Annotated in this window: 18 protein-coding genes; 2 read left to right on the forward strand and 16 right to left on the reverse strand. The window is 62.8% G+C overall.

What is annotated here, in order from left to right:
• Positions 1 to 35: 35 nt before the first annotated feature.
• From CRD59_RS03315 to miaB, 4 genes are all read right to left on the reverse strand, one after another.
• Positions 36 to 2,900 (reverse strand): DNA translocase FtsK, encoded by a 2,865-nt coding sequence (locus CRD59_RS03315; RefSeq protein WP_113853179.1) that lies wholly within the window; start codon positions 2,898 to 2,900, stop codon positions 36 to 38.
• Between the two features lie 84 nt (positions 2,901 to 2,984).
• On the reverse strand, positions 2,985 to 3,515 hold the full coding sequence (locus tag CRD59_RS03320; RefSeq protein WP_113853180.1) for a MerR family transcriptional regulator: 531 nt from the start codon (positions 3,513 to 3,515) through the stop codon (positions 2,985 to 2,987).
• 18 nt (positions 3,516 to 3,533) lie between these two features.
• Positions 3,534 to 4,592, reverse strand: a complete 1,059-nt coding sequence (miaA, locus tag CRD59_RS03325; protein WP_113853181.1) for a tRNA (adenosine(37)-N6)-dimethylallyltransferase MiaA — start codon at positions 4,590 to 4,592, stop codon at positions 3,534 to 3,536.
• Positions 4,576 to 6,021: a tRNA (N6-isopentenyl adenosine(37)-C2)-methylthiotransferase MiaB gene (gene miaB, locus CRD59_RS03330; RefSeq protein WP_113853182.1), complete on the reverse strand. Its 1,446-nt coding sequence runs from the start codon at positions 6,019 to 6,021 to the stop codon at positions 4,576 to 4,578. Before miaB ends, miaA begins: the two co-directional genes overlap by 17 nt.
• Before the next feature lie 138 nt (positions 6,022 to 6,159).
• Between miaB and CRD59_RS03335 the strand changes: the two genes are divergently transcribed.
• Positions 6,160 to 6,942, forward strand: a complete 783-nt coding sequence (locus CRD59_RS03335; protein ID WP_113853183.1) for a GTP pyrophosphokinase — start codon at positions 6,160 to 6,162, stop codon at positions 6,940 to 6,942.
• 85 nt (positions 6,943 to 7,027) lie between these two features.
• On the opposite strand, the gene CRD59_RS03340 is transcribed toward CRD59_RS03335, so the two are convergent.
• Entirely contained in the window at positions 7,028 to 7,867 is an 840-nt protein-coding gene (locus CRD59_RS03340; protein WP_236632690.1) for an aldo/keto reductase, read from the reverse strand.
• Positions 7,868 to 8,270: 403 nt separating this feature from the next.
• Between CRD59_RS03340 and CRD59_RS03345 the strand changes: the two genes are divergently transcribed.
• Complete coding sequence (locus CRD59_RS03345) at positions 8,271 to 9,137, forward strand: Bax inhibitor-1/YccA family protein (protein WP_113853184.1); 867 nt, start codon at positions 8,271 to 8,273, stop codon at positions 9,135 to 9,137.
• A 76-nt stretch (positions 9,138 to 9,213) separates the two neighbouring features.
• On the opposite strand, the gene CRD59_RS03350 is transcribed toward CRD59_RS03345, so the two are convergent.
• From CRD59_RS03350 to CRD59_RS03400, 11 genes are all read right to left on the reverse strand, one after another.
• The gene (locus CRD59_RS03350; RefSeq protein ID WP_113853185.1) at positions 9,214 to 11,655 is read right to left on the reverse strand and encodes an HAD-IC family P-type ATPase; all 2,442 of its coding nucleotides are present in this window, start codon (positions 11,653 to 11,655) and stop codon (positions 9,214 to 9,216) included.
• The gene (locus CRD59_RS03355) at positions 11,652 to 12,302 is read right to left on the reverse strand and encodes a type 1 periplasmic-binding domain-containing protein (protein WP_113853186.1); all 651 of its coding nucleotides are present in this window, start codon (positions 12,300 to 12,302) and stop codon (positions 11,652 to 11,654) included. Before CRD59_RS03355 ends, CRD59_RS03350 begins: the two co-directional genes overlap by 4 nt.
• A gap of 39 nt (positions 12,303 to 12,341) precedes the next feature.
• Positions 12,342 to 13,601 (reverse strand): class I SAM-dependent RNA methyltransferase, encoded by a 1,260-nt coding sequence (locus CRD59_RS03360; RefSeq protein ID WP_113853187.1) that lies wholly within the window; start codon positions 13,599 to 13,601, stop codon positions 12,342 to 12,344.
• Positions 13,602 to 13,662: 61 nt separating this feature from the next.
• Positions 13,663 to 14,415, reverse strand: coding sequence for a DUF3159 domain-containing protein (locus tag CRD59_RS03365; protein WP_236632691.1), 753 nt, complete (start codon positions 14,413 to 14,415; stop codon positions 13,663 to 13,665).
• A gap of 4 nt (positions 14,416 to 14,419) precedes the next feature.
• The gene (locus CRD59_RS03370; protein WP_113853188.1) at positions 14,420 to 15,253 is read right to left on the reverse strand and encodes a DUF3710 domain-containing protein; all 834 of its coding nucleotides are present in this window, start codon (positions 15,251 to 15,253) and stop codon (positions 14,420 to 14,422) included.
• A 97-nt stretch (positions 15,254 to 15,350) separates the two neighbouring features.
• The gene (locus CRD59_RS03375; protein WP_407923104.1) at positions 15,351 to 17,342 is read right to left on the reverse strand and encodes a dipeptide ABC transporter ATP-binding protein; all 1,992 of its coding nucleotides are present in this window, start codon (positions 17,340 to 17,342) and stop codon (positions 15,351 to 15,353) included.
• Positions 17,343 to 17,382: 40 nt separating this feature from the next.
• On the reverse strand, positions 17,383 to 18,366 hold the full coding sequence (locus CRD59_RS03380; protein WP_113853190.1) for an ABC transporter permease: 984 nt from the start codon (positions 18,364 to 18,366) through the stop codon (positions 17,383 to 17,385).
• Between the two features lie 29 nt (positions 18,367 to 18,395).
• Positions 18,396 to 19,322 (reverse strand): ABC transporter permease, encoded by a 927-nt coding sequence (locus CRD59_RS03385; protein WP_113853191.1) that lies wholly within the window; start codon positions 19,320 to 19,322, stop codon positions 18,396 to 18,398.
• Positions 19,323 to 19,749: 427 nt separating this feature from the next.
• Positions 19,750 to 21,417, reverse strand: a complete 1,668-nt coding sequence (locus CRD59_RS03390) for a peptide ABC transporter substrate-binding protein (RefSeq protein WP_113853192.1) — start codon at positions 21,415 to 21,417, stop codon at positions 19,750 to 19,752.
• 45 nt (positions 21,418 to 21,462) lie between these two features.
• A complete protein-coding gene (locus CRD59_RS03395) occupies positions 21,463 to 23,115 on the reverse strand; it encodes a peptide ABC transporter substrate-binding protein (protein WP_113853193.1) in 1,653 nt (550 codons plus the stop codon).
• Between the two features lie 194 nt (positions 23,116 to 23,309).
• Positions 23,310 to 23,921, reverse strand: a 612-nt coding sequence (locus CRD59_RS03400; protein ID WP_236632692.1) for an ABC transporter substrate-binding protein, incomplete at its 5' end; no start/stop codon positions are given.

Genomic DNA, 23,921 nt, shown 5'->3' on the forward strand with positions numbered 1-23,921 from the left:
CCTATCCTAGGCGCCCGCCCGACCGCCGGTCCGGATCAGCCAGCAGCCGGGCCATCCCCGGCCGGCGCCTGGCCGATTGACTCGGTCTCGCCGCGAATGAAGGCCAGGGCCTCCTGAAGCTGTGGCGGCTGGACCAGCACTTCCCGGGCCTTGGACCCCTCCGATGGTCCGACCACACCGCGCGACTCCAGCAGGTCCATGAGCCGTCCGGCCCGGGCGAAGCCCACCCGCAACTTGCGCTGGAGCATGGAGGTGGAGCCAAACTGGGTGGTGATGACCAGCTCGGCGGCCTGGAGCAGTTCGTCCATGTCGTCGCCGATGTCCTCGGCGATCTCCTTCTTGCGGTCCGCACCCTGGGCCATCTGCTCGATGTCCTGCCTGTAATGCGGCTTGCGCTGGGTGCGCACGAAGTCCACGGCCTTGCGGATCTCCGATTCAGACACCCAGGCTCCCTGGACCCTGGTTGGCTTGGCCTGCCCCATGGGCAGGAATAGGGCATCGCCCTGCCCGATCAGGGTCTCCGCACCGGTGGCGTCCAGGATCACGCGCGAGTCGGTCGAGGAGGAGGTCGCGAAAGCCAACCGGGAGGGAATATTCGCCTTGATCAGGCCTGTGACCACGTCCACGGAAGGACGCTGGGTGGCAAGGATCAGATGCACACCGGCTGCGCGGGCGAGCTGGGTGATGCGCTGGATGGATGATTCCACATCGTTCTTGGCCACCATCATCAGATCGGCCATCTCGTCCACCACGACCAGCAGGTATGGATATGGGGCCACCTTGCGGTTGGAACCAGCCGGTGCGTGAACCTTGCCTTCGCGTACGGCCTTGTTGAAGTCCTTTACGTGCCGGAAGCCGAAGAACTGGAGGTCGTCGTAGCGTGCGTCCATCTCCTTGACCACCCATTCGAGGGCCTGGGCCGCCTTCTTGGGATCAGTGATGATGGGGGTGAGCAGATGCGGGATGCCCGCGTAGGCCGACAGCTCCACCCTCTTCGGGTCGACCAGGATGAGCCGCACCTGTTCCGGGGTGGCTCTCATGATGACCGAGGTGAGCATGGAGTTGACGAAGGAGGATTTGCCCGAGCCGGTGGCGCCGGCGACCAGCAGGTGGGGCATCTTGGTCAGGTCAGCGGTGATGAAATGGCCTTCCACATCCTTGCCCACTGCCGTGAGCATGGGATTGTCGTCGGCCTGCGCCTGCCGGGAGCGCAGGACGTCGCCCAGGTGGACGATCTCGCGGTCCACGTTCGGTATTTCGATGCCGATCGCGGACTTGCCAGGTATCGGCGAAAGGATGCGCACGTCGGAAGAGGCCACAGCATAGGCAATGTTGCGCCTCAGATTGGTGACTTTCTCCACTTTTACACCCGGCCCCAGCTCCACCTCATATTGGGTGACCGAGGGGCCGCGCAGGAAGCCGACGACCTTCGCGTCGATCTCGAACTGGCGGAAGGTCGATTGCAGGGCCGTGATGACGGTGTCGTTGGCCTGGGTGCGGGCCGCATGGGGCTTGCCCTTGACCAGCAGCTCGGTGGACGGCAGCTGGTATGGACCCTCGGATTCCGGTTCCTCCGGGCCGTCCCCGGCAGCCTGAGCGCCGGTGGCATCGGATCCGGCACCCGGCTTCGTATCCTGGAGCCCGCGAACCGCGGCGGCCGCGGCGGCCGCGGCGGCCCAGGGATCTTCGGCTCCCTCCCCGGAAAGTTCGGCGGGAGTGACGGCGGATCGTACGGCCACCTCAGGCTGGGCAGCCTGTATTGCCGGCATGTCATCCTTGGCGCCCCCCGCCGAGGCCCCATGATCCGGACCCTGATAGGTCGGTCCCCCCAACGCCCGATCCACATCCACCGCATCCGCGGACGGCCCGCCGGATATGCCGGCAACCGCATCGTCGGTCTGCGGGTCCAGCCTGGTCACAGGGGTCTGGCCATGAATCCTGGCGGCACGGTCGAAGGGGTCGTCCGCCTCATAATGCTCAAGAGCGTCCTGGTCCTTGTCCGCTCGCCCCCTGTGGAGCAGGCGCGACAGCCAGCCGGTGTGCCTTCGGCCGGTGCCCGAATCACCATCCGCCGAGCCGTCAACCGCGGAATCATCCTGCGCATGCGTGGGCACCCCAGGGGCGAAGGCAAGCGTGTCTTCCCCCACCCGTACCTCGTTCGGGAAACGGGCCTCCCGCTCGCCCCCCTGAGCCCCGGCCCTCCGGCCCACACCGAAGTACGCGGTGAGCGGCCGGACGAGGGCATCTATATGGACCTGGAAAATCAGCTGCAGGGCAAAGACCGCCAGCAGGACGAAGATGATGGTCGCGAACACCGGGGAAAGGCCCCAGGCCAGCGGCGAACCGAGCGCAAAGCCCAACAGGCCTCCGGAACGACGCACCGCGCCGATATCGAAACGGCGTATGGAGGAGATCATGACAATATCCAGAATCGAGCAGATCGACCACAGGAGCAGGGTCAGTCCTCCCAGAGAATGGGCGTTGCCCGACCCTTTGCCCGCATGCGCGACGAGGCGCCAGAAGAACCAGACCAACACCACCGGCAGAATGACCGAGGGCAGGCCCAGCGCCGCTGAGGCAAGGAAGTGCAGGGCCCGTCCCAGGACCCCGTCCACACGGAACCACTCCGAAGCGCAGAAGAGGATGGCCGCGACCAGAATCAGGAAGCTCAGCCCATCCTTGCCGTATGCAGGGTCGTACCTCTCATCCCCGGCCACGGCGCGTACAGCCTTGCCCAAGGTCCTGGGAAGCCAGAGCATGGCCTTGGTCCAGCCGGATTCGCCGGAATCCCCTTCGGATGCACGACGGTCACGACCGCCCTTGCCTGCGGCGGACCCCGCCGAGGCGGAACGGGCGCGGGATCGACTGGAGCGCTGGTCTGAGGGATTCAATCTAGTCATAGCCTTACCAGACTACCCGCGCCTGCGGTCTTCACGCCCGCCGAAACCATCGCGTCCACAAACAATCCCAAAGCGACCTGCCGGTCAGTCCCCCGATTCCCCTGACTTCAGCCGATTGCGGCTGCGCGCTAAGGAACGGAGCGCCTCGATCACCCCTGCACCCTGGTCAAGCACAGCTTGGGCCGCCTGGGTGTCATCGCGGCCCACGGCCTGCCAATAGCGGGTTTTGACATCCACATATCGCCGTCTGAGCCGCAATTCCTCCATCTGCCGGTCCAGACTTCGCCCCTGTGCGGCCATGAGTTCCACCTGCCGTCCGGCACCCTGGGGGCCGCTGGAGCGGTTGGACAGATACTCGCGCATATGGCTCAGGGGCATGCCCGTCGCGTTCAGACAGGCTATGTTCATCAGGACATCCAGGTCGTCATCGCTGTACATGCGGTGGCCTGAGCTGGGGTCACGGGATATCGGCCCCAGTATGCCGATGGATTCGTAGTATCGGAGCGTGGATTCAGGAAGGCCCGATACCAGGGAGGCCTCGCGGATCGTATGCCATGACGGTGCGGTTTGAGCATCCGCATCCCCAGGGCGGGATCGTGAAATGGAAGCTGTCATGCATCCAGTCTATGAACTTCAAGTACTTGAAGTCAATCCGGGCTCCGACCCTCCTCCGTCATTTCCCGACACGGCCCCAAGGCGATGTCTGGCCAGACTCCCATCCGCCTGCCGGTCCGCCTCGTCGAAATCACCGCGGTCGGCGCGATCGACCAGGACCAAAGCGACCTGCAGCAGGTCCGGGTCCAGCGCATCCAACCAGTGGATACGTGGATCCCTTCCGAACCAGCCCATCTGTCTGCGGGCCAGGCGACGGGTTCTCCGGGCGATCAGAGCGAAAGCCTCCTCCTCACCGATGCAGCCATCGAGGTAGTCTTCCATCTCCCGGTAGCCCAGGGCACGACTGGCTGTGGGACCAAGCCGTGGACGCAGCATGCGCACCTCCTCGGCCAACCCCTGCCGCCGCATCCTGTCGGTGCGTTCACCCACCCGCCGATCCAGCTCGGCACGGTCCAGGTCCAACCCCAGTTGAAGGGCGGGAATCAGATAGCGGTAACGGGGCAGTGTAGACGAGTAGGGACGCCCTGTGATGGTCATGACCTCCAGGGCACGAATCGTCCGACGCACATTGCGGGGGTCCATACGCTCGGCGGCCTGCGGGTCGCGCTCCTCCAAGTCGTGGAAGAGCATGCCCGGGCCTTCTCGCTCCGCTCTCTCCTCCAACCGTGCTCGCACGGCCGAATCGGTCCCGGGAAAGCTCAGGTCATCGATCGCCGCCCGGGAGTACAGGCCCGATCCCCCGACCAGTATCGGCCGGACGCCGCGGGTTCGGCAGTCACTGATCGCCTGGCGGGCCAGCGCCTGGAAGCGGGCCACGCTCATGGTCTCCTCGGGTTCCACAATGTCAATCAAATGGTGGGGCACGGCCGCTCGCTCGACCGGGCCGGGTTTCGCGGTCCCCACGTCCATGCCCCGGTACATCTGGTAGGCGTCGGCGTTGATGATCTCTGCCGCCTCCCCCCGCTCCCCCAAGGCCTGGGCAAGGGCCACACCGAGCGCCGTCTTGCCCGATGCCGTAGGCCCCACGATGGAGATGACCCGGCCCGGATTTACCCCTCCTTCAGCCACGGATGTCATAGGCCTGCCCCCGCATGGGGTCCGGATCTGCGGTCAGGTAATGCTTGCCCACCCCGGTGACCGTACAGGTCACCAGATCACCGACAGCCGGGACCGGCAGCCCCTGGGGCACTCCGACATGAACCAGGACCCCGCCGCGCTCGCGTCCGGTCACCCGATGGGTCCGTTCGTCATGCCGACCCTGCCTAGCGGTGATCATGACCTCCACATCTCTGCCAACAAAGGCGTCAAGCTCCTCTTGGGTGATCCGTTCCTGAAGCGCCAGGAGGCGTTCGAACCGCTCCTGGACCACCTGCTTGGGCACCTGGTCCATGGCGGCCGCAGGAGTGCCTGGACGTGGCGAGTACTCAAAAGTAAAGGCGGAGGAGAAGCGGGAGCGTTCCACGACATCCAAGGTCTCCTGGAAATCCTCTTCGCTCTCACCAGGGAAACCAACGATGATATCAGTGGTGATCCGGGCATCGGGCATGGCCGAGCGCACCTTGTCCAGGATGGACAGGAAGCGCTTGGACCGGTAGGAACGGCGCATGGCGCGCAGTATCCGGTCGGAACCGGACTGCAGGGGCATGTGCAATTGATGCATGACGTTCGGTGTCTCGGCCATGGCTGCGATGACCTCGTCAGTGAAGGCGGCGGGGTGCGGTGAGGTGAACCGCACCCGGTCAAGTCCCTCAATGTCCCCACACGCGCGCAGAAGCTTGGGAAAGGCCTGTCGGTCCCCCATCGAATAGCCGTATGAATTGACGTTCTGCCCCAGCAAGGTCACTTCTCTGGCCCCGGCGGCGACGCAGGACTCGACCTCGGCCAGCACATCTGCGATCGGGCGATCCCGTTCCCTTCCACGGACCTGGGGCACGATGCAGAAGGTGCAGGTGTTGTTGCAGCCCACCGAAACCGAGACCCAGGCCGAGCTGCGGGAAGCCCGCACCGTGGGCAGGTCGGAGGGGAACGCCTCCAGCCTGTCCGAGACCTGCACCTGCGAGCGCCGGTCCCGTCTTGCCCGTTCCAGCAGCACGGGCAGGTCACCTATGTTCTTGGTGCCGAAGACAGCATCCACCCAGGGTGCCTGCCTGGCTATGCGGTCGCGGTCCTTTTGCGCCATGCAACCACCGACCGCTATCTGCGCCGTGGGGTTCTCCTGCTTGAGCCGGGCCCACCTGCCGATTGTGCCGTACATGCGCTTGCTGGCGTTCTCGCGCACCGCGCATGTGTTGAGCACCATCAAGTCAACATTCCTGGCACGTACCTGCTCGGGACTGGCTGGCCGGTAACCCTGGGCCTGGAGGACACCGGCGATGCGCTCCGAATCGTGGACGTTCATCTGACAGCCTAAAGTATGCACGTAGTACAGGCCCTTGCCCCGCTGGGTGCCCTCCTCGGGTCCGAAGCCCATCCGGCGTTCATCCTGCGTCATCATGCCTTCGTCCATAGATGCCGATTCTACAGCCAGCACCTGCCTGGCGCGTATCGGAGCCAGGCGGGGGTCCGTAGCATAATGGTGTAAGCCGCTCACTGGCCGCAAGTCGGGGAGGGACTCAGCAAAAGCGTACGAGCTGGGAGGCTTCACGTGATACTGGAACGCGGTAGTGCGATCAACACGTCCGAGCTGCGACAGCGTCTGACCTCGCTTGATTCACAGCACAGAGCCAGACTCTCCGCCGACGACATCGTCGAATTCGTGGACCTTATGCAGGTGTATGAAGGGGCCATGCGCGAGATTTCGACCAAGCTCGAGGTGCTTGACTCGGAGTTCCAGGTCCAGTTCTCCCACAACCCCATTCACCACATGGAACGACGCCTCAAGTCGCCGAACTCGCTGATCGGCAAGTTGGAACGCCGTGAGTTGCCCATTTCGGTCGCGTCGGTACGTGACCATATCTTCGACGTCGCCGGCGTACGCGTCATCTGCAACTACCGCGACGATGTCTACTCGGTTTCACGATACCTGTCGGACCAATCCGACATCCAGGTCCTGCGGGTCAAGGATTACATCCACAACCCCAAGCAGAACGGCTATCGAAGCCTGCATATCATCTACGCGGTTCCCGTCTTCCTGACCTCCGGCCCCCACTACACCCCTGTAGAGGTACAGTTCCGTACCATCGCCATGGACTATTGGGCCAGCCTGGAACACCAGCTGCGCTACAAGTCCGACCTGCCTGACGCACGCCTTGCCGAGCATTCACAGACCCTGTTGGACTGTGCGCGCTCGCTGCAGAACATAGAGGTGCAGATGCAGTCCATCCACCGCGACATCTCGGGATCCCCCCAGGAGCAGGAGGGCGACGACGAACGTCTGGAGCATTTGCGTTCGACCGGACGGGGGCGGCATGAGGACGAAGCCGAATAGACCAACGTATAAGCAGCCGGCCCGGTCATCCACAGATGGATGACCGGGCCGGCTGCTTGCCTGCGCGGACTGGCCTTACCCGGGATCAGAAGTCGAAATCGTCGGGGTCCGCACCCACACGCCTGCCGGTGTCCATGGCCGAGATGGCCGCCATATCCTCCTGGGACAGTTGGAAGTCGAACACATCGAAGTTCTGTTCGATCCGCTCCTTGTGAACGGACTTGGGAATGACGATCATTCCGCGCTGCAAGTGCCAGCGGATGACGACCTGGGCCGCGGACTTACCGTACCTGGCGCCGATTTCGGCCAGTTTCGGGTCGCTCAGCAGATGCGTACCGGTCCCACCCAAGGGACTCCACGCCTCGACGTCCACGCGCAGTTCGCCATGGGCGTAGTCAATGAGGGGCTGGTTGGTGAAAATCGGAGAGGACTCGACCTGGTCCACAACCGGCTTGAGCGAGGAAATGGAATGCAGCTCCTCGAGATGGTGCCGCTGGAAGTTGCACACACCGATGGCCCTCACCCGGCGCTGTGTGTAGAGTTCCTCCATGGCTTCCCAGGCCTTCTGCCAGCCCTCGACCGGCCAATGGATCAGGTAGAGGTCGATGTAATCGGTGCCCAGGCGGTCCATGCTCTCCTCGAATGCCTGCCTGGTCCGCCCGGCACGGATGTCGTCGTTCCACAGCTTGGTGGTCAGGAATATCTGACGCCGCTTGAGACCGGATTCCCGCATACCCTGCCCGACCGACTCCTCGTTGCCGTAGATCCGGGCGGTGTCGATGTGCCGATACCCTGCCTGGAGGGCCCAGCGAACCGCATTCACGGTCTGCTCCCCCTCCGGGGTCTGGAAGACCCCCAGACCAAGCTGCGGTATCGGTACCCCGTTGTTCAGGGTGGTCATCGGTTGTTCGCTGTTCTCGCTCATGCTTGCTCTCCTCACATCCGCTGATCGTCGCCAGTTGCGGCGGCCTACCCTGCCATCGTATGCCATGAGGGTCAGGCCCCGCCAGGGGGCCGGCCCCCACACGAATCCATGCCTCTCAACCTTCCATATCCATTGATGGAGGCTCTCCGATGCCGATGTGGGGACATCCGGGCCTTCCACAATCTCGACTTCAAAGACCCGGTGCACCGCTCCACCCGCCGTCCCTATTCAGCCCACCCCCGCACAAGCCACAAGCTGACAGCGGGAATCCTTTACGGGACCGAAGCCCAAAGACGTTCGGCAGGAGCACATTTCCAGGCGAAGCCCAGTTCGCACGGGTAAGCTCTATACCAGTAGGCGCGCAATACGTCTGACATTGATCGCAAGCCGCGAGGAGGAGCTTATGACATTCGGTCGCCAGCCCCAGCAAAACAATCAGGGCTACCAGGGATACCAGGCCTACCAGACCCCTGACCCCTACCAGGCGCAGGGCCAGCGGATGTACGGTCAGGGCACGGGGCAGGAGCCCTACGGTTCGCCATACGTCCGGCAGCCGGACGGGACCGCCGCCATCCCCACCCACAGCCCATACTCCTATGAGCGCGCCGAGCGCACCTCCATGACCCGCGCCTATGCGGAGATGGGATTGGGGCTCCTTGTCACGGCCGCCGTGGCCTACCTGGCCTACGCCTCCGGCCTGCTGTACTCATTCGTCTCAGCGACCGGCAGTCTCGGCTGGGTGGCCCTGTGCATCGCCCAGATCGCCTTCGCCTGGACCCTGTCGGCCCGGGTCATGCGGATGAAGACCTCGACCGGCAGAATCATGTTCTACGCCTACGCGGCGCTGATGGGCTTCACTCTGAGTTCCCTGTTCGCCGCCTACTCGGTCGCCACCCTGCTGGTCACCCTGGTCACCTGCTCGGCGTTCTTCTTCGTGCTGACCATGCTGGGGTTGACCACCCGCAAGAACATGCTGGGTTGGGGGCCGGTCCTGTTCGCGGGACTGATCTCCCTCCTGCTGGTGCAGGTCGTACTCATGTTCATCGCTCCATCGGCAAGCGCCCTCAAGGTCATCGCGACCATCGGCATCGCCCTGTTCGCGGGAATCACCATGCATGACGCCCAGCAGACCCGCGCGATCTTCGCCGCCTATGAATCCCAGGGGGCCGCAGCCATCGAACGTGTCTCCATCCTGTGCGCCCTCAACCTCTACCTGGACTTCGTCAATCTCTTCCTGTACATCATCCAGCTCTTCGGATCACGGAACTGAGCTACGATAACAGGAAACGCCCGTCTACAGCCCACGAGTGGGCCGACGGGCGTTTCCTTTGCCGGTGCAACACCGCCTAATCGAGGACTCTGCCGATCAGCCTGGGCAGGAATCCCACGGCCAAGCCCATGACAGCCAGCCCGACGACCAGACCTCCGGCCGTGGCGGCGGCCGAACTTCCATGCGGAAGCACAATCGCGAAGAAGCGGGCGACAGGCGGGATGAAGGCACCTACGACACCTGCGGCAGCGAAGCACAGGACCAGTGCTCCCCTCCACGACCTGAGCGGACGGGCCACCCTGGCCAGCACCAGGATGCCCATGGCGAACAGGACGATGGCACAGACCGTTCGCTCCTGGGCCAGATCAGCGGGGTCACGCGGATTCCAGCCCAACAGGGACGGCAGGGACCACGCCATGGCCAACACCACCAGGGCCGTAGCCACTCCACCGGGGATGGCGAAAGCGACCACCCTTTTGAGGAAGCCGGGCTTATATCGCCGCGTGTTGGGAGCCAAGGCCAGAAAGAAAGCAGGCGTGCCGATGGTCAAAGCGCCGATATAGGTGATATGCCGTGGCAGGTATGGGTAAGGAATCGCGGTGAGGACCACACCCAGTGATATCAAGGCCGAGTATACGGTCTTGACCAGGAAAAGCCCTGCCACACGTTCCATATTGGCCATTACCTGCCGGCCGCGTGCCACCACATCCGGCAAATGGGAAAAGCGGGAGTCCACCAGGACGACCTGTGCCACTGCCTTGGTAGCCGGTGCCGCATTGCCCATGGCGATACCCAGGTCAGCCTCTTTGAGCGCAAGGGAGTCATTGACACCATCCCCTGTCATTGCCACGGTGTGCCCACCCGAATGCAAGGCCTGCACGATGGCCTTTTTCTGCTCGGGCAGAACCCGGCCAAGCACATCCACGTCCTCCAGGACACGGGCCAGTTCGGCCGTATCGGTGGGAAGCCTGCGGGCATCCATGGCTCGGGGCTTGTCATCACCTGTCAGCCCCACCTTGCCGGCGATCGCGGCCACCGTGGAAGGGTTATCCCCGGAGATGATCCGACAGCGCACGCCTTGCTCACGGAACCATGCCAGGGTAGGTAACGCATCTTCGCGGATACGCTCCGAACAAGTGACCAGGGCCGCAGGCTGCAAATCGGTCGGCAGTACCGGTTCCGCATCCACGGCCGGCGCCGCCGGCGAGGCCGCCAACATCAGCACCCTGTATCCCTGGTCGGCCAGTGCACGGACCTGTTTCAGCGGCTCGGGCCACTCATCTTCCTGCCCGGCCAGCAGCACTTCGGGTGCCCCGAAATACCAGTTGGAACCGTCAGCCTGGCTCACGGCGCTCCATTTCCTCACCGAGGAGAAAGGCACCCGGGCCCTCACCCGCCCGGAAGGCCTGACCCGGGACAACCCTCTGAGAATGGCTGAACCCGTCGCGTTGGGCTCCTCTTCATGGCTGACATCCACCAAGGCGCGCTCCAGCCGTTCCTTGGACTCGTCGGAAACGGGAACCAGCGAGTCGAATACGATGCCACCGTCGGTGATGGTGCCTGTCTTGTCCAGATTGAGTGCATCGACCCGGGCAAGGGTCTCGACCGATTCCAGCTCCTGTACCAAGGTGTTCTTGCGGGCCAGGCGGATCGCGGCCAGGGCGAAGTTGAGGGAGGTAAGCAGGACAAGGCCCTCGGGGATCATACCCACCACGCCCGCCACTGCCGAGACCACTGCCCCCCGCCAGGCCCCCGTCTGGAACGCCTCCTGGAAGCCTCCGACCGCGCGCAGCTGTGTCCAGATCAGAAGCACACACAGGGGAACGACCACGAATGTCATCGCCTTGAGAATCGTATTGATGCCCTCGTTGAGGTCGGAATGGACCTTCTTGTAGACCTTGGCCTGCGCCGTGAGCTTAGCCGCGTAGGAGGCCGACCCCACCGCGCTCACCCTGGCCAGAGCCAGGCCGGAGACCGCGTTGGAACCAGAATATGCCTCGTCGCCGCCACTCTTGCGCACAGTACGCGATTCGCCAGTGAGCATTGACTCGTCCAGCTCCAGGCCCCAGCTGCGTTCTATCCGCACATCAGCAGGCAATTGATCACCTGAGCGAATCCAAAGGAGGTCGTCGGCAACGATGGCGTCATGGGACACGCGCTCGTTCCGCCCCCCACGCCGCACATAGAAATCGGAGGCCACCAGTATCGAGAGCCTATCAAGGGTACGCTTCGCCTTGAGCTCGGTCGCCACCCCGATGCCGGTGTTGATGATGATGATCAGGCCGAAGACCGCATCCTTCCACTGGCCGGTGGCGAGCACGACGATCATGGCTGCGAAGATGATGCCATTGAAGAGGGTGAAGACGTTGGCACGGATGATCTGCGCCAAAGACCGCGATGCCCCATCCTCAGTGTGGTTGACTTGTCCTGCCGCGACCCGTTCCGCTACCTGCTTGCATGTCAGGCCGTCGGGTTCGACTGCCGGAAAGGAAGGCCTCTGGTCGGCATCCTTGCTCATTGCATCTCCTCGATCCGATCCGGCGGTCTGCGCTGGGTCAAGTCATCCTGCAGATTGACCCGTATCAGGCGCGGGTGCCGGCGGTCATCCGCTATGGTCTGCAAGGCTCTGCCCAGGGGCACCGCGTCCCTGGCACCGTCGTCCACCCGCAGACTCGCCGCATATAGGGTCTGGTCGGACGGCCTGTAGCCACCGCCGATCAGGACGACCGGCAGACCGGCCCGCCTTGCCCTGCCCAGCACCCCCGACCAATCGCAGACTGCAGGCTCCTCGACCGCTATGACCGTGGTCCTACGGGCTACCGCTTCCCTGACTGCGTGCCGCTGCCCGTCCGCATCGCTGGCCGACGTAAAGTAGGCCTCCATCCCATTGCGTTCCAGCAAGTCGAAAATCCTGCGATTCAGGTCCGCCCAGCCTCCTCCCCCATCAGTATGCTCAGTATGCGCCGGGCCGACGATTGCGACGGTGACCGCGGAACGGTCCGGTCCGTCGTGTTCGGCCGTAAGGCCTTCCTGCCAGCTGTCGCCCACAGCCCTGCCGTGGGGTGCGCAGCCGGACAGGCAGGACAGCATGATTGCCAGGACAAGCATGGCCGGCAGCAGCCGGGCCCATCCCCCGCTGCCGCCCATCCGCTCATGCATGCTCATGGGGCGCCATTGTAACCAGCGCATGTGTCATCGGTGCATTCACCGGCCGAAGACGGCCAGGGTCTCCACATGATGGGTCATCGGGTAGAGGTCATAGGCATGGATGCCGCGCAGGCGGTACCCCTCCCCGATCAGGGTCGCGGTATCCCGGGCCAGACTGGTCGGATCGCACGCCACGTATACGATTAGCGGCGCGCCGGCCGCCGCCATCAGCCGGCAGACGGCAGCTTTGGCCCCGGCCCTCGGCGGATCCAGAACCACGGCATCGGGCTTGTCCAACCCCTTGGGCAGTTTGCCTTTCAGCCGAGTGCCCACATCTCCGGCCAGGGATTCAATCGTGTCGCCCGAACCGGCGCGTTGGGCGTTGTATCGCGCCTGGGCCACCGCGATCCGCGATCCCTCGACCGCCAGGATGCGCGAGCGCTTCCCCGCAAGGGCAGCCAGCGGAAGACTGAAGAGCCCGGATCCTGAGTACAGGTCCCAGATGATGGGCGCCGGTTTGCCTCCCACCCCATCCTGGACCGCTTTCAGAACCGCGTTGGCAAGCATGCCAGGCGCCCTCCGGTGGATCTGCCAAAAGCCGGCCGCGTCCACCTCATAGGTGAAATCGCGCCCCTGGACACTGACCTGCTCCTCCAGCTTGCGGCGACCGGACTTGACCCTGTCACACACCAGAAGAGCATGATTGCCGTCAGAGCCGTCACCGGCACCTTGGGGCAGCGCTAAACGTATGGTCGCACCGGGTTCAAAGCCCCCCTGCCACACGCCGAGGCGCCCGGCCAGTGCATTCAGCTCCTGCGTAGCCAGAGGCATGGAGTCGATCGCCACTCGTTCGTGGGACTCCCGTCGGCGCATGGAGGGCAAGCCCTGTTCGTCCGCGACCAGGTCCAGACGGGTGCGCCACCCCAGGCCACCAACTTCGTCATCACCAGGTGCGGAGTCAATGGGAACTTCGACGTCCACATGCCCCATCCGGCTCATCTGCTGCTCAATCAGATTCCGTTTCCATGCCAGTTGAGCCCGCCGACTGGCATGCACCAGATCCGCCCCGCCGACGCCACCTCCCTGAGCCAGCGGTCCGGCCAGAGGCCAGGCCGGCAGCACCCTTTCGGGGCTGGGTTCGATCACCCTGGTCACCTCACCGGTCAGGAAACGCGCCTGAGGCCGCACCGGCTGGTCGATGCTCGCCTCGACCAGCTCGCCGGGCAAGGCGAACCGCAGGAAGATCACGCGGCCGTCCACATGGCCCACGCACCGCCCTTGGTCCGCATACCGTTCGACTCGTACGGTCACTGGCATGGAAGCACTCCCCCACTGCAGCCTGCTGGCTGCCTCTCGCGGGTCGGTATGACCCATTCACTTACTCTCGTATATCCCTTGCACCGCTTGTGCCGTGCCGGTCCGCATGGCTCTCGTCCGCACCGGCCGGAGGTTCGGTCTCAGTCCTATGACCCAGTGTCCGCCGGTGGAAGGGGCCGGCCAGCAGCAGCCAGCTCACCCATATTCCAAGCGCGAACAACGGCAGGCCCATCACCAACCGCGCCGTACCCAACCAGACTATTCGATGGGACAGATACAGGGGCAGCTGGATGGCCAGGCGCAAGGAGAACAACCCCATCCACAGGATGCTGGCCAGCTTGTAGGCCCGGTACAGCCCCTTCTCGCCACGCCAAGCATCCAGCCACTCCCTGAAACCGGAAAAGACCGGATGACGCACGTACTCAACGACCAGGCCTATTCCCGGCGCCCGGCACAGCAGCGTGGCACCCAAGGCAAGAATCCATGCCACATTGGTGATGAAACCTGGTAGATAGTAGCTGCGGGCATCCCGGCTCAGCCAGGCCCAGAGCAGGCAGATGCCAACCGCCAGAAGGCCGGTCAGCGCACCCAGCCATGACTGCTTACCTAACAGGCGCACAGCCAGCTGGACCAGGGCCAGAAGGCCGGCTGCCAGCACAGTCAGCTTCAGGTCCGCAGTCGTGATGAACAGGAACAGGAAGACAAGACCGGGCAGGAGGGATTCGACCATTCCCCGCCAGCCTCCGATCGCCTCAAGGACGTTGAAATCCTCGGAGGCCAGGGCAGCCAGACCACGATCAGGGGGCCGCTTCACCGCGTCAGCGCACCTCGGAGAACATGGGACCGCGCGATAGTGTCGTCTTCACTTCGGTCTGCTGGTCGGAGTCGAAGGGGCCGGTCGGTTTTTCGGGGATCTTCGAGTCCTTCTCGCCACCTTCACCCTCCTCGGCAGCGGCGGCCGCACGCTCGGCCGGGGAGACCGGGGCATGCATGGGAATCAGGTCGCGCGGCGCCAGAGGCTCCTCGCCCCGGTCCACCACCACATCCTGGAAGTAACGGTATAGGGTCTCCTGCTCTTCTCCGCCTTCGGCCGCGGGGCCCGACATGATGCCGCGAAGCATCCAACGGGGGCCATCCACACCGATGAAACGGGTGAGGAACTCCTTGCCCTTGACGGAGACGGGCAGTTCAAGTTCACCGCCGAACCGTCCTTCCACCTCCCTGGCCTTGGGGTTGGCCTTGAGCAGGTCCGAACGCACCATGTCCCACAGCCCCAATGTCTTCGGCGCGGCGAAGGCCTCAAGCTCCAAACTGGACTGGCCATAGGTGATGGTGACGCCCAGCACCTCGCCGGACTGGCTCTTGGCTTTGATTCTCAGCTGTATGCCCTGAAGGAAGGGAAGGTAGAGTGCACCCACATCCAGGTAATCGTCATAATCGACGACATCCTCGTCATTGACATCCCAAGGACCGCGACCCACACCACGCTCCGGGCCGGAAGCGGCCGACTGGTTCTCGCGGTCGCCGTCTTCGTCCTGCCCGGCCGTCTCATTGGCCCTCTCCTCAACCTTTTCGGTCGGCTCAGTTTCCTCGCCCATCCTGGCTTCGTCGCCTGCGCCCTTGCGCTTCCTGCCAAAACCGAACAATCCCATGTCTCCTCATTTCTCCGCTGGCTCAACCGCTACCAGACTAGCAAACAAGCAGGCCGACCCCATGGAGGGTCGGCCTGCTGCACCCGTATACCGGTTATTAATCCAGGCCCAGGCTGAGCTTGCCGCCAGGGATGGCATCGAGCAGGTCCCGGGTGTACTGACGCTGCGGGTGGTCGAAGACCTCATCGGTCGTCGCATGCTCCACCAGCCTGCCGTGCTGCATGACCACCACTTCGTCGGCGATCTGCCGGACCACGGCCAGATCGTGAGTGATGAACAGGTAGCTCAGACCACGCTCCGCCTGAAGGTCATTCAGTAGGCGGAGGACCTGGTCCTGGACCAACACGTCAAGGGCGGATACCGCCTCGTCGCAGATGATCACATCCGGGTTCAAAGCCATGGCCCGGGCTATTGCGATGCGCTGCCGCTGTCCGCCCGACAGCTCATTGGGATAGCGGCCCATGACGGATGAGGGCATCTCGACCATCTCAAGGAGCTCCTTGACCCTGTCCCGCCGGCTGCGATTGTCGCCGATACCGTGGATGCGCAGTGGCTCCTCAATCGAGCGGTAGATGGAGTACATCGGATCCAGGGACCCATAGGGGTTCTGGAAGACCGGCTGTACATGACGACGGAAGTCCAGCATCTCACGTGAACCGAAGCCCGAGGTGTCCTTGCCTTCATACAGGACCTTGCCCGCCGTGGGCTTGAGTAGGTGGAGGACCATGTTCGCCACGGTCGACTTGCCCGAACCTGATTCTCCGACGATGGCGAGGGTGGTTCCCCTCTTGACCGAGAAGGAGACATCGTCCACGGCCTTGAACATCTCCTGCTTCCGCGGCAGTTTAAACTCCCGCGTAAGGTGTTCGACGGCGATGATGTGCTCGCTCTTCTCCAAAGCCTGTTCGCCCTTGGTGTGATGCTCCATCAGGCTCCGTGTGTCCTGGCCGCGTTCCTTGGCGGAGATAATCCGCTGCGAGGCCAGCGAGGGGGCCGCTTCGACCAGCCGCTTGGTATAGGGATGCTGGGGATGCTGGAGCACTTCCAGGCTGGGACCGGACTCGACCACCTGTCCCTTGTACATGACCACGATATGCTGGGCTCGCTCAGCGGCCAGACCAAGGTCGTGGGTGATGAAGAGCACGGCGGTGCCCAGTGAGTCCGTGAGCCCCTGCAGGTGGTCCAGTATCTTCTTCTGGACGGTCACATCCAAGGCGGACGTAGGCTCATCGGCGATCAGCAGGTCCGGCCGTGAAGCCAGACCCATGGCGATCAGGGCCCGCTGGCGCATGCCGCCCGAAAACTCGTGCGGGTACTGCCGGGCGCGTGTCACCGCCCCGGGCAGGCCGGCCTCGGACAGTAGGCCAGCGATCCGGTCGTTCATGTCCGAGCCCTTGACATACTTCTTGGCAATGGCCCAGGCCTCATCGTCGTCCACTCCGGCCGCGATAAGGTCCCTGGCCACACCCCACCTGGTCTCGGAGCCCGGGTCCCACTCGGACCGGAAGTGCTCGATGGCCTGGTCGACGTCGGCCTTGCCCGCCTTGGTCACGGCATCGCGCGCTTCATCCATCAATCCCGGCAGGTCGGCCGAGGCTATGAACAGCTCGTCATCCTGCCCCTTCAAGGTCACATCCTCCGAGGATGCCAACATCTTAGCCAGTTGGGAACGCTTCTCCCGACTGACGTCCATGTTGTTGGCGACCAAGGCCTCCTTGACCTGGGTCCCGATTCGCCAGACCGGGTTCAGGTTGCTCATGGGGTCCTGGGGAACCAGGCCCATCTGCCGGCCGCGGATATCCTCATAGTCCTTGCGGGTCAGTCCGACAAGCTCCCTGCCATGGAGCTTGATCGACCCGCCGATGACCTTGCCGGTGCCGGGCAGCAGTCCCAGGACAGCCATGGCGGACGTGGACTTGCCTGATCCGGACTCTCCAACGATCGCCACCCACTGCCCGGGGTAGACGTTGAAGGAGGCATCGCGTACCGCATGCACGGAGTGCCCGTCTGCCGTGAAATCGACCTGGAGGTCCTTGACATCCAGAAGGGGGCCGTTGGCAACCTGCTGGCGGGCCAGTTCGCTCTTCATGCTCTCTGCTTGTGTTTGCTCACTCATGCTGTTCTCCCACTCAGGCCGTTCGACTCTTCGGATCCAAGGCGTCCTTGACCGCGTCGCCCATCATGATGAAAGCCAGGACGGTGATGGCCAGGGCGGCTGACGGGTAGAAGAGCACCGATGGGTTGGTCCTCAGCAGGTTCTGCGCCGTCGAGATGTCCCCGCCCCAGGAGACCACCGAAGAAGGCAGACCGATGCCCAGGAAGGACAGTGTCGCCTCGGAGACGATGTAGGACCCCAGGGACATGGTCGCCATGACGATGACCGGAGCCAACGAGTTGGGGATGATATGACGGAAGAGGTTGCGCATGGGCGATGACCCCAAGGCCGTCGAAGCCGTGTTGAACTCCAGGTTCTTGGCCTCCAGCACGGCGCTTCGGGTTATGCGGGCCATGTTCACCCAGCCGAAGAGGGTAAGGGTGAATACGATCTTCCATATTGAAGTGGAGGTCCGGAACATCTGCAGGAGGACGATGGCGCCCAGGAGCATGGGAATCGCGAAGAAGATGTCCGTCACACGGCTCAGGACCGCATCGATCCAGCCGCCGCAGAAACCGGCGATGGCACCGACCAAACCACCTAGGAGGGTGACCAGGATGGTCGTCATGATACCGATGGAGACCGAGGTGCGGGCTCCATAGACCACGCGCGCGTACACGTCGCAACCCTGCAGATCATAACCGAAGGGATGCCCGCCTCCGCCACCTTCCAGGGAGTTCTCCAGATTGCAGGAGACCGGGTTCTGCTTGGTGAAGAGGGAGGGGAAGAGCGCAACCAGAACCACGAAGACCACCAGGATTGCGGAGATGATGAAAATCGGGTTCTTGCGCAGGGTCTTCCAAGCGTCGGCCCACATGCTCGTGGCCGGCGCCTCCTCGTCAATCGAATCGACCTCCTTCAGCGGGGTCTGGTCCAGGGACGCCACGAAGCGCTCCTGGCCCGGCAAAGGGTCCGGGAAAAACACCTCGGCGTTCGAGTCGCGGCTGTTGCTGTTCATTGTCGTATCTGTCATCAAACCTTCACCCCTCACGCGTACCGGATGCGCGGATCAAGCACCGCATAGAGCAAGTCGACCAAAAGGCTGCATACCACAAAGATCATGACCATGATCGTCACGATGGAGACCACCAAGGTCCCCTCGCCTCGCAGAATAGCCTGGTAGAGCGTATTGCCCACGCCCTGGATGTTGAAGATGCGCTCGGTGATCATGGCGCCACCCATCAGACCCCCGATGTCGGCGCCCAGGTAGGTGACGACCGGGATTAGCGAGTTGCGAAGGATGTGGCGGACCGTGACCTGGAAGTTGCTCAGGCCCTTGGCCCTGGCCGTACGCACATAGTCCTCGGAGAGGTTGGTGGAGATCTCCGTTCGTGTCAGGCGGATGATCGAAGCCATGGAGACCGAACCGAGCACGATGGCTGGCATCAGCAGGTCAATGAAGCCCGGGGATGCCCCTGCCGTAGCTGGCAGGATATGCCATTTGACACCAAAGAGATACTGCAGGATGAAGCCCGTGACGAAGGTGGGCACAGAAATCAGCAGAAGGGATATGACCAGGATGATCTGATCGGACCACTTGCCCTTGGTCAGGCCGGAGACGATGCCGAAGAGGATGCCGAACACGCCCTCGAACACGAACGCCATGAGGGCCAGCCTGATGGTGACCGGGAACGCGCGGCCGATCACGGATATGACCGGTTGTCCGGCGAAGGTCTTGCCGAAGTTCAGGGTAAGCGCATTCTTCAGGAAGAGCAGGTACTGGACGAAGAAGGGTTTGTCCAGATTGTATTCCGATCGTATCTGCGCGGCTACGGCCTGGTTGACCGGCTTGTCTCCGAACATCGCGGCGACTGGGTCACCGGGCAACGCGAAAACCAGCGCGTAAATCAACAGAGTCGTACCGAGAACAACGGGAATCATCTGCAGGACTCGACGCAGAAGATATTTGCCCATCGGCTTTTCTCCTTTGCAGTTCGCGGGGGGTGCTATACACACGTAATCATCCGCCCGCATGAAAATTCTGTTAGCAGTGTATCAGTAAGACGTAACCGGTGACGTTACGGATTGGCTTCGTTCCAACCCCGTGGGCTGCTGGTCCCTGGACGCCCCTGTGCTCATAGCCCCTGATCCAAGTGCATGGTCGTGCACAGCCGGATACGGGTTTCTGCCGAAACGCTGATGGATGCCGATGGCCATGCGAATGCTTTTGGCTGCATAGCCTGTCTGGTCCATGGTTAACCAGGCCATGGACTACTGGGAGGAGCTTGTCCTCGCTGAGGTACGGCAGCGCCGCCGATGGCCATCCGGGAATCGGACCCCGGGGGCCGAATCGACGGCGCTGCGGATGACCCCAGTCCCTTTGCCGGGCTGGGCCTGTTCCTTACTTGCTCAGGGCCGCATAATCAGGCGTGCTCTTCCAAGTGAATGCGAAACCATGCACGTTCTTGGCTGCCACACCCTTGGAGTTGGCATTGTAGAGCGGCACGACCGGCAGGTCCTGCATCAGGACCTCCTCGGCCTGCTGGAAGAACTTGTTGGCTTCCGTGCTTGATTTGGCCTCGGTTCCCTTCTTCAGCAGCTCGTCGAACTTGGGGTTCTTGTAGTCGCCGTCGTTGGAGCCGTTGCCGTCGGCTGCAGCCGTGGAATAGATGGGCTGCAGGTAGTTCTCCAAGGACGGGTAGTCGGGCTGCCAACCGGAGCGGAAGGCCGAATCCGTGAATTTACGGCCGGAGACGTTGTTGCGGAACTCGTTGAAGGTCGGCTGCGGGTTGCCCTCCGCCTTGATCCCCAGGGAGTTCTTGATCGAATTCGCCAGCGCGTCATAGATCTCCTTGTGGCCCCCATCCGAGTTGTAGGCCATCTTAAAGACGTCGTCAGCACCCCAGGGAGCGATCCTGTCGGCCTGCGCCCACAGCTCCTTGGCCTTCTTCGGATTGTACTTCAGAACATCCGAACCCTTCAGATCCCTCGAATAACCGGGAATGGTCGGAGCCGAGAAGTCGGTGGGCACGGTTCCGGTCTTTCCCAGAACCTTGTCAAGCACCTGCTGGCGGTCGATCGCCATGGAGATGGCCTGCCTGCGCAGCTTGCCCTCCTGGTCCTGCCCGAAGTGCTTCATGTAAGAGGGGATCGTGAAATTCTGGAAGACAGGGCCGGACACGTTCAACGCCTGGACCTGGTCATCGGATCGGAAGGTCTTGATCGCCGACGAAGGGATGGTGTCGAGTACGTCCAGGTTGCCGGACTGTACATCTGCATAGGCCGCCGTCGGGTCGGTGTAGGCGCGGAACTCGATGCCGCCGTTCCTCACCTTCGTGATGCCTTGGTAATCGGGGTTCCTGACCAGCTTGACCGACTTGTTGTGCTCCCAGGACTTGAACTTGTATGGGCCGTCCGAGACGGGCTTCTCACCGAAGGCTTTGGGGTCCTTGAAGAAGGACTCTGGCAGTGGGGCGAAATAGTCCATTCCGAGCTGTGTGGTGAAGGTGGAGGAAGGTGCGGCCAGATCCACGGTGAAGGTCTTGTCATCGACGACCTTGAGCCCCTCCAGCTGGGCATCCGCTGGAGCATCCTTCTGCTGGAGCGCGTCGAAGCCCTTGATGACGCCATAGAAGCTTGATCCCAGCTGTCCGTTGTTCACATTGGCGCCCCAGGACCACGCCTTGGTGAAGGACGAGGCGGTCACCGGCGAACCGTCGGTGAACTTCCAACCCGGCTTCAGGGTCACGGTGAACTGGGTCATGTCGGCGTTGGGCTTGATCTCCTTGGCGACCTCGTTATGGACCTTGCCCTTGGAATCGAAGCGGACCAGTCCGGAGAACATCATGTCCAGCGGGTTGCCGCCACCCACCTCGGTGGTGTCCGAAGGGATCAAAGGCTTTGCCGGCTCGGAGCCGAAGACGCTGATGACGGCATCCGAAGAGGTTCCCGAAGCGCCAGAGGACTTGTCGCTACCGGATGCGCCGTCTGATCCGCCGCAGGCGCTCAGAGCCAGCGCCAGTGAGCAGGCCGACGCCACGATGAGCGTCAATCTGGATTTCTTGTTCATATTCTTACCTTTCCATTATTTGGAATCTTGTGGCCATGGGCCGTATCACTTGGTCAGGCTGGCGTAGTCAGGCACGTCCTGCCAGTTGAAGGCAAAGCCGTGGATGTCCTTGACGGCCACACCCTTCGCGTTCTCGTTGAACAGAGGGACCGCCGGCATATCCTCCAACAGGATCTCCTCGGCCTGCCTGAAGAGCCGGTCCGCCTGGTCGGTGCTCGTGGCCGCCGCAGCGCGTTTCAGCGCATCGTCGAAGGCTGGGTTCTTGTAGTCGCCGTCGTTGGAGCCGTTGCCGTCGGCCGCCGTTGAGCTGAAGTTCGGCTGCAGGTAGTTCTCCAGGGACGGATAGTCGGGCTGCCAACCGGAACGGAAGGCGGAATCGGTGAACTTGCGCGCCGAGATGTTGTTGCGGAACTCGTTGAAGGTCGGCTGCGGGTTGCCCTCCGCCTTGATCCCCAGCGTGTTCTTGATGGAATTCGCCACGGCGTCGTATGTCTCTTTCTGACCACTGTCCGAGTTGTAGGCGATCTTGAAGGTGTCGTCAGCGGCCCAAGGCGAGATCCGATTGGCCTGCGCCCACAGTTCCTTGGCTTTCTTCGGGTTGTAGTTCAGGACATCCGAGCCTTTGAGCGACGTCGGATGCCCGGGGATGGTCGGAGCTGCGAAATCAGTGGGGACGGCACCTGCGTTGTTCAGCACTTTGCGCAGGATCTGCTTGCGGTCTATGGCCATGGAAATGGCCCTCCGACGCAGCTTGCCCTCCTGGTCCTGCCCGAAACGCTTCATGTAGGAGGGAATTGTGAAGTCTGAAATTCCGGCGCCCGGGGTGCTGACCGCCTGGACTTGGTCGTCGGTCCGGAAGGTCTTGAGGGCGGAGGCCGGCAGGGTGCTGAGCACGTCCAGGTTGCCGGATTGCACATCCGCATAGGCCGCAGTCGGGTCGGTGTACACCCGGAACTCGATGCCGCCGTTCCTGACTTTCACCCCGCCCTTGTAGTCGGGGTTCCTGACCAGCTTGACCGACTTGTTGTGCTCCCAGGACTTGAACCGGTAAGGCCCGTTCGTGATTGGGTGCTCGCCGAAACCGGTTGGGTCGCTGAAGCGTTCCTCCGGCATAGGCGCAAAGGCGGATTCACCGACCTGGATCGGGAATGTCGATGAGGGTGATGACAGCTCCACACTGAAGGTGAGGTCGTCGATCACCTTCAAGCCCGACATCTGGGCCTTGGGGTCGACGCCCTTGGCCTGCAGCTCATCGAACCCCTTGATGATGGAGTAGAAGCTGGAAGCCAACTGGCCGTTGGCAGCGTTAGCCCCGTATGACCAGGCCTTGGTGAACGATGAGGCGGTCACCGGAGAACCATCGCTGAACTTCCAACCCGGTTGAAGCGTCACCCGGTATTCGGTCATGTCGGCGTTGGGCTTGATCTCCTTGGCCACCTCATTATGAACGTGCCCCTTGGCGTCGAAACGCACCAGTTTGGAGTACATCAGATCAAGCGGGTGCCCTCCTCCGACCTCCATGGTGTTTGAGGGGATCAAAGGCTTGGCTGGTTCCGTTCCGGACACGCTTATTGTAGTGTCGGAGGTCGCGGGAGCCTTTGTCGACCTGCTGTCGCCCCCTCCCCCGCACGCGCTCAGAGCCAGGGCGAGCGAGCAGATCGCAGCGGCGGATACGGCGAATCGTGAATTCCTGTGCATGGGAATGTCTTTTCTATGATGTCTGCAATGACGACGATTTCTGTTGATTGGTGTTTGCCCGAACGGTACCGGTCAAGGGACTGTCCGGTCCATGTATGAAAAGTGCTCAGCCCTTCCAGGGTACGGGGGGTCACGGGCCCTGGCACAGATTAAGCCGGGCCCGGAACCCCCTGGGTCGCTGTATCAGCGAACGGTCACTTGGTCATGCTGGCGTAGTCGGGGATTCCCTGCCAATTGAAGGAGAAGCCATGGATGCCTTTGGCGGCTATACCCTTCGAATTGGCATAATAGAGCGGCACCGCCGGCAGATCCTCGAGGAGGACCTCCTCGGCCTGCTGGAAGAGCTTGTTGGCGGCATCGACGCTCTTGGCGGAAGACGCGCGCGCCAGCAGCTCGTCGAACTTGGGATTCTTGTAGTCACCGTCGTTGGAGCCGTTGCCGTCGGCGGCAGCCGTGGTGTAATTCGGTTTCAGGTAATCCTCGGGCGACGGGTAGTCGGGCTGCCAACCGGAACGGAAGGCCGAATCCGTAAACTTACGCTGGACCACGTTGTTGCGGAACTCGTTGAAGGTCGGCTGCGGGTTGCCCTCCGCCTTGATCCCCAGGGAGTTCTTGATCGAATTCGCCAGCGCGTCATAGATCTCCTTGTGGCCCCCATCCGAGTTGTAGGCCATCTTGAAGACGTCGTCAGCACCCCAGGGAGCGATCCTGTCGGCCTGCGCCCACAGCTCCTTGGCCTTCTTCGGATTGTACTTCAGAACATCCGAACCCTTCAGATCCCTCGAATAACCGGGAATGGTCGGAGC

This window comes from Bifidobacterium xylocopae, from assembly GCF_003315615.1.
In the GTDB taxonomy this organism is placed as follows: domain Bacteria; phylum Actinomycetota; class Actinomycetes; order Actinomycetales; family Bifidobacteriaceae; genus Bombiscardovia; species Bombiscardovia xylocopae.

Bases quoted from the DNA above. Each gene is read 5' to 3' on its own strand.
- CRD59_RS03315 (WP_113853179.1), bottom strand. From the start codon at position 2,900: ATGACTAGATTGAATCCCTCAGACCAGCGCTCCAGTCGATCCCGCGCC.
- CRD59_RS03320 (WP_113853180.1), bottom strand. From the start codon at position 3,515: ATGACAGCTTCCATTTCACGATCCCGCCCTGGGGATGCGGATGCTCAA.
- miaA (WP_113853181.1), bottom strand. From the start codon at position 4,592: ATGACATCCGTGGCTGAAGGAGGGGTAAATCCGGGCCGGGTCATCTCC.
- miaB (WP_113853182.1), bottom strand. From the start codon at position 6,021: ATGGACGAAGGCATGATGACGCAGGATGAACGCCGGATGGGCTTCGGA.
- CRD59_RS03340 (WP_236632690.1), bottom strand. From the start codon at position 7,867: ATGAGCGAGAACAGCGAACAACCGATGACCACCCTGAACAACGGGGTA.
- CRD59_RS03345 (WP_113853184.1), top strand. From the start codon at position 8,271: ATGACATTCGGTCGCCAGCCCCAGCAAAACAATCAGGGCTACCAGGGA.
- CRD59_RS03350 (WP_113853185.1), bottom strand. From the start codon at position 11,655: ATGAGCAAGGATGCCGACCAGAGGCCTTCCTTTCCGGCAGTCGAACCC.
- CRD59_RS03355 (WP_113853186.1), bottom strand. From the start codon at position 12,302: ATGAGCATGCATGAGCGGATGGGCGGCAGCGGGGGATGGGCCCGGCTG.
- CRD59_RS03360 (WP_113853187.1), bottom strand. From the start codon at position 13,601: ATGCCAGTGACCGTACGAGTCGAACGGTATGCGGACCAAGGGCGGTGC.
- CRD59_RS03370 (WP_113853188.1), bottom strand. From the start codon at position 15,253: ATGGGATTGTTCGGTTTTGGCAGGAAGCGCAAGGGCGCAGGCGACGAA.
- CRD59_RS03375 (WP_407923104.1), bottom strand. From the start codon at position 17,342: ATGAAGAGCGAACTGGCCCGCCAGCAGGTTGCCAACGGCCCCCTTCTG.
- CRD59_RS03380 (WP_113853190.1), bottom strand. From the start codon at position 18,366: ATGAACAGCAACAGCCGCGACTCGAACGCCGAGGTGTTTTTCCCGGAC.
- CRD59_RS03385 (WP_113853191.1), bottom strand. From the start codon at position 19,322: ATGGGCAAATATCTTCTGCGTCGAGTCCTGCAGATGATTCCCGTTGTT.
- CRD59_RS03390 (WP_113853192.1), bottom strand. From the start codon at position 21,417: ATGAACAAGAAATCCAGATTGACGCTCATCGTGGCGTCGGCCTGCTCA.
- CRD59_RS03395 (WP_113853193.1), bottom strand. From the start codon at position 23,115: ATGCACAGGAATTCACGATTCGCCGTATCCGCCGCTGCGATCTGCTCG.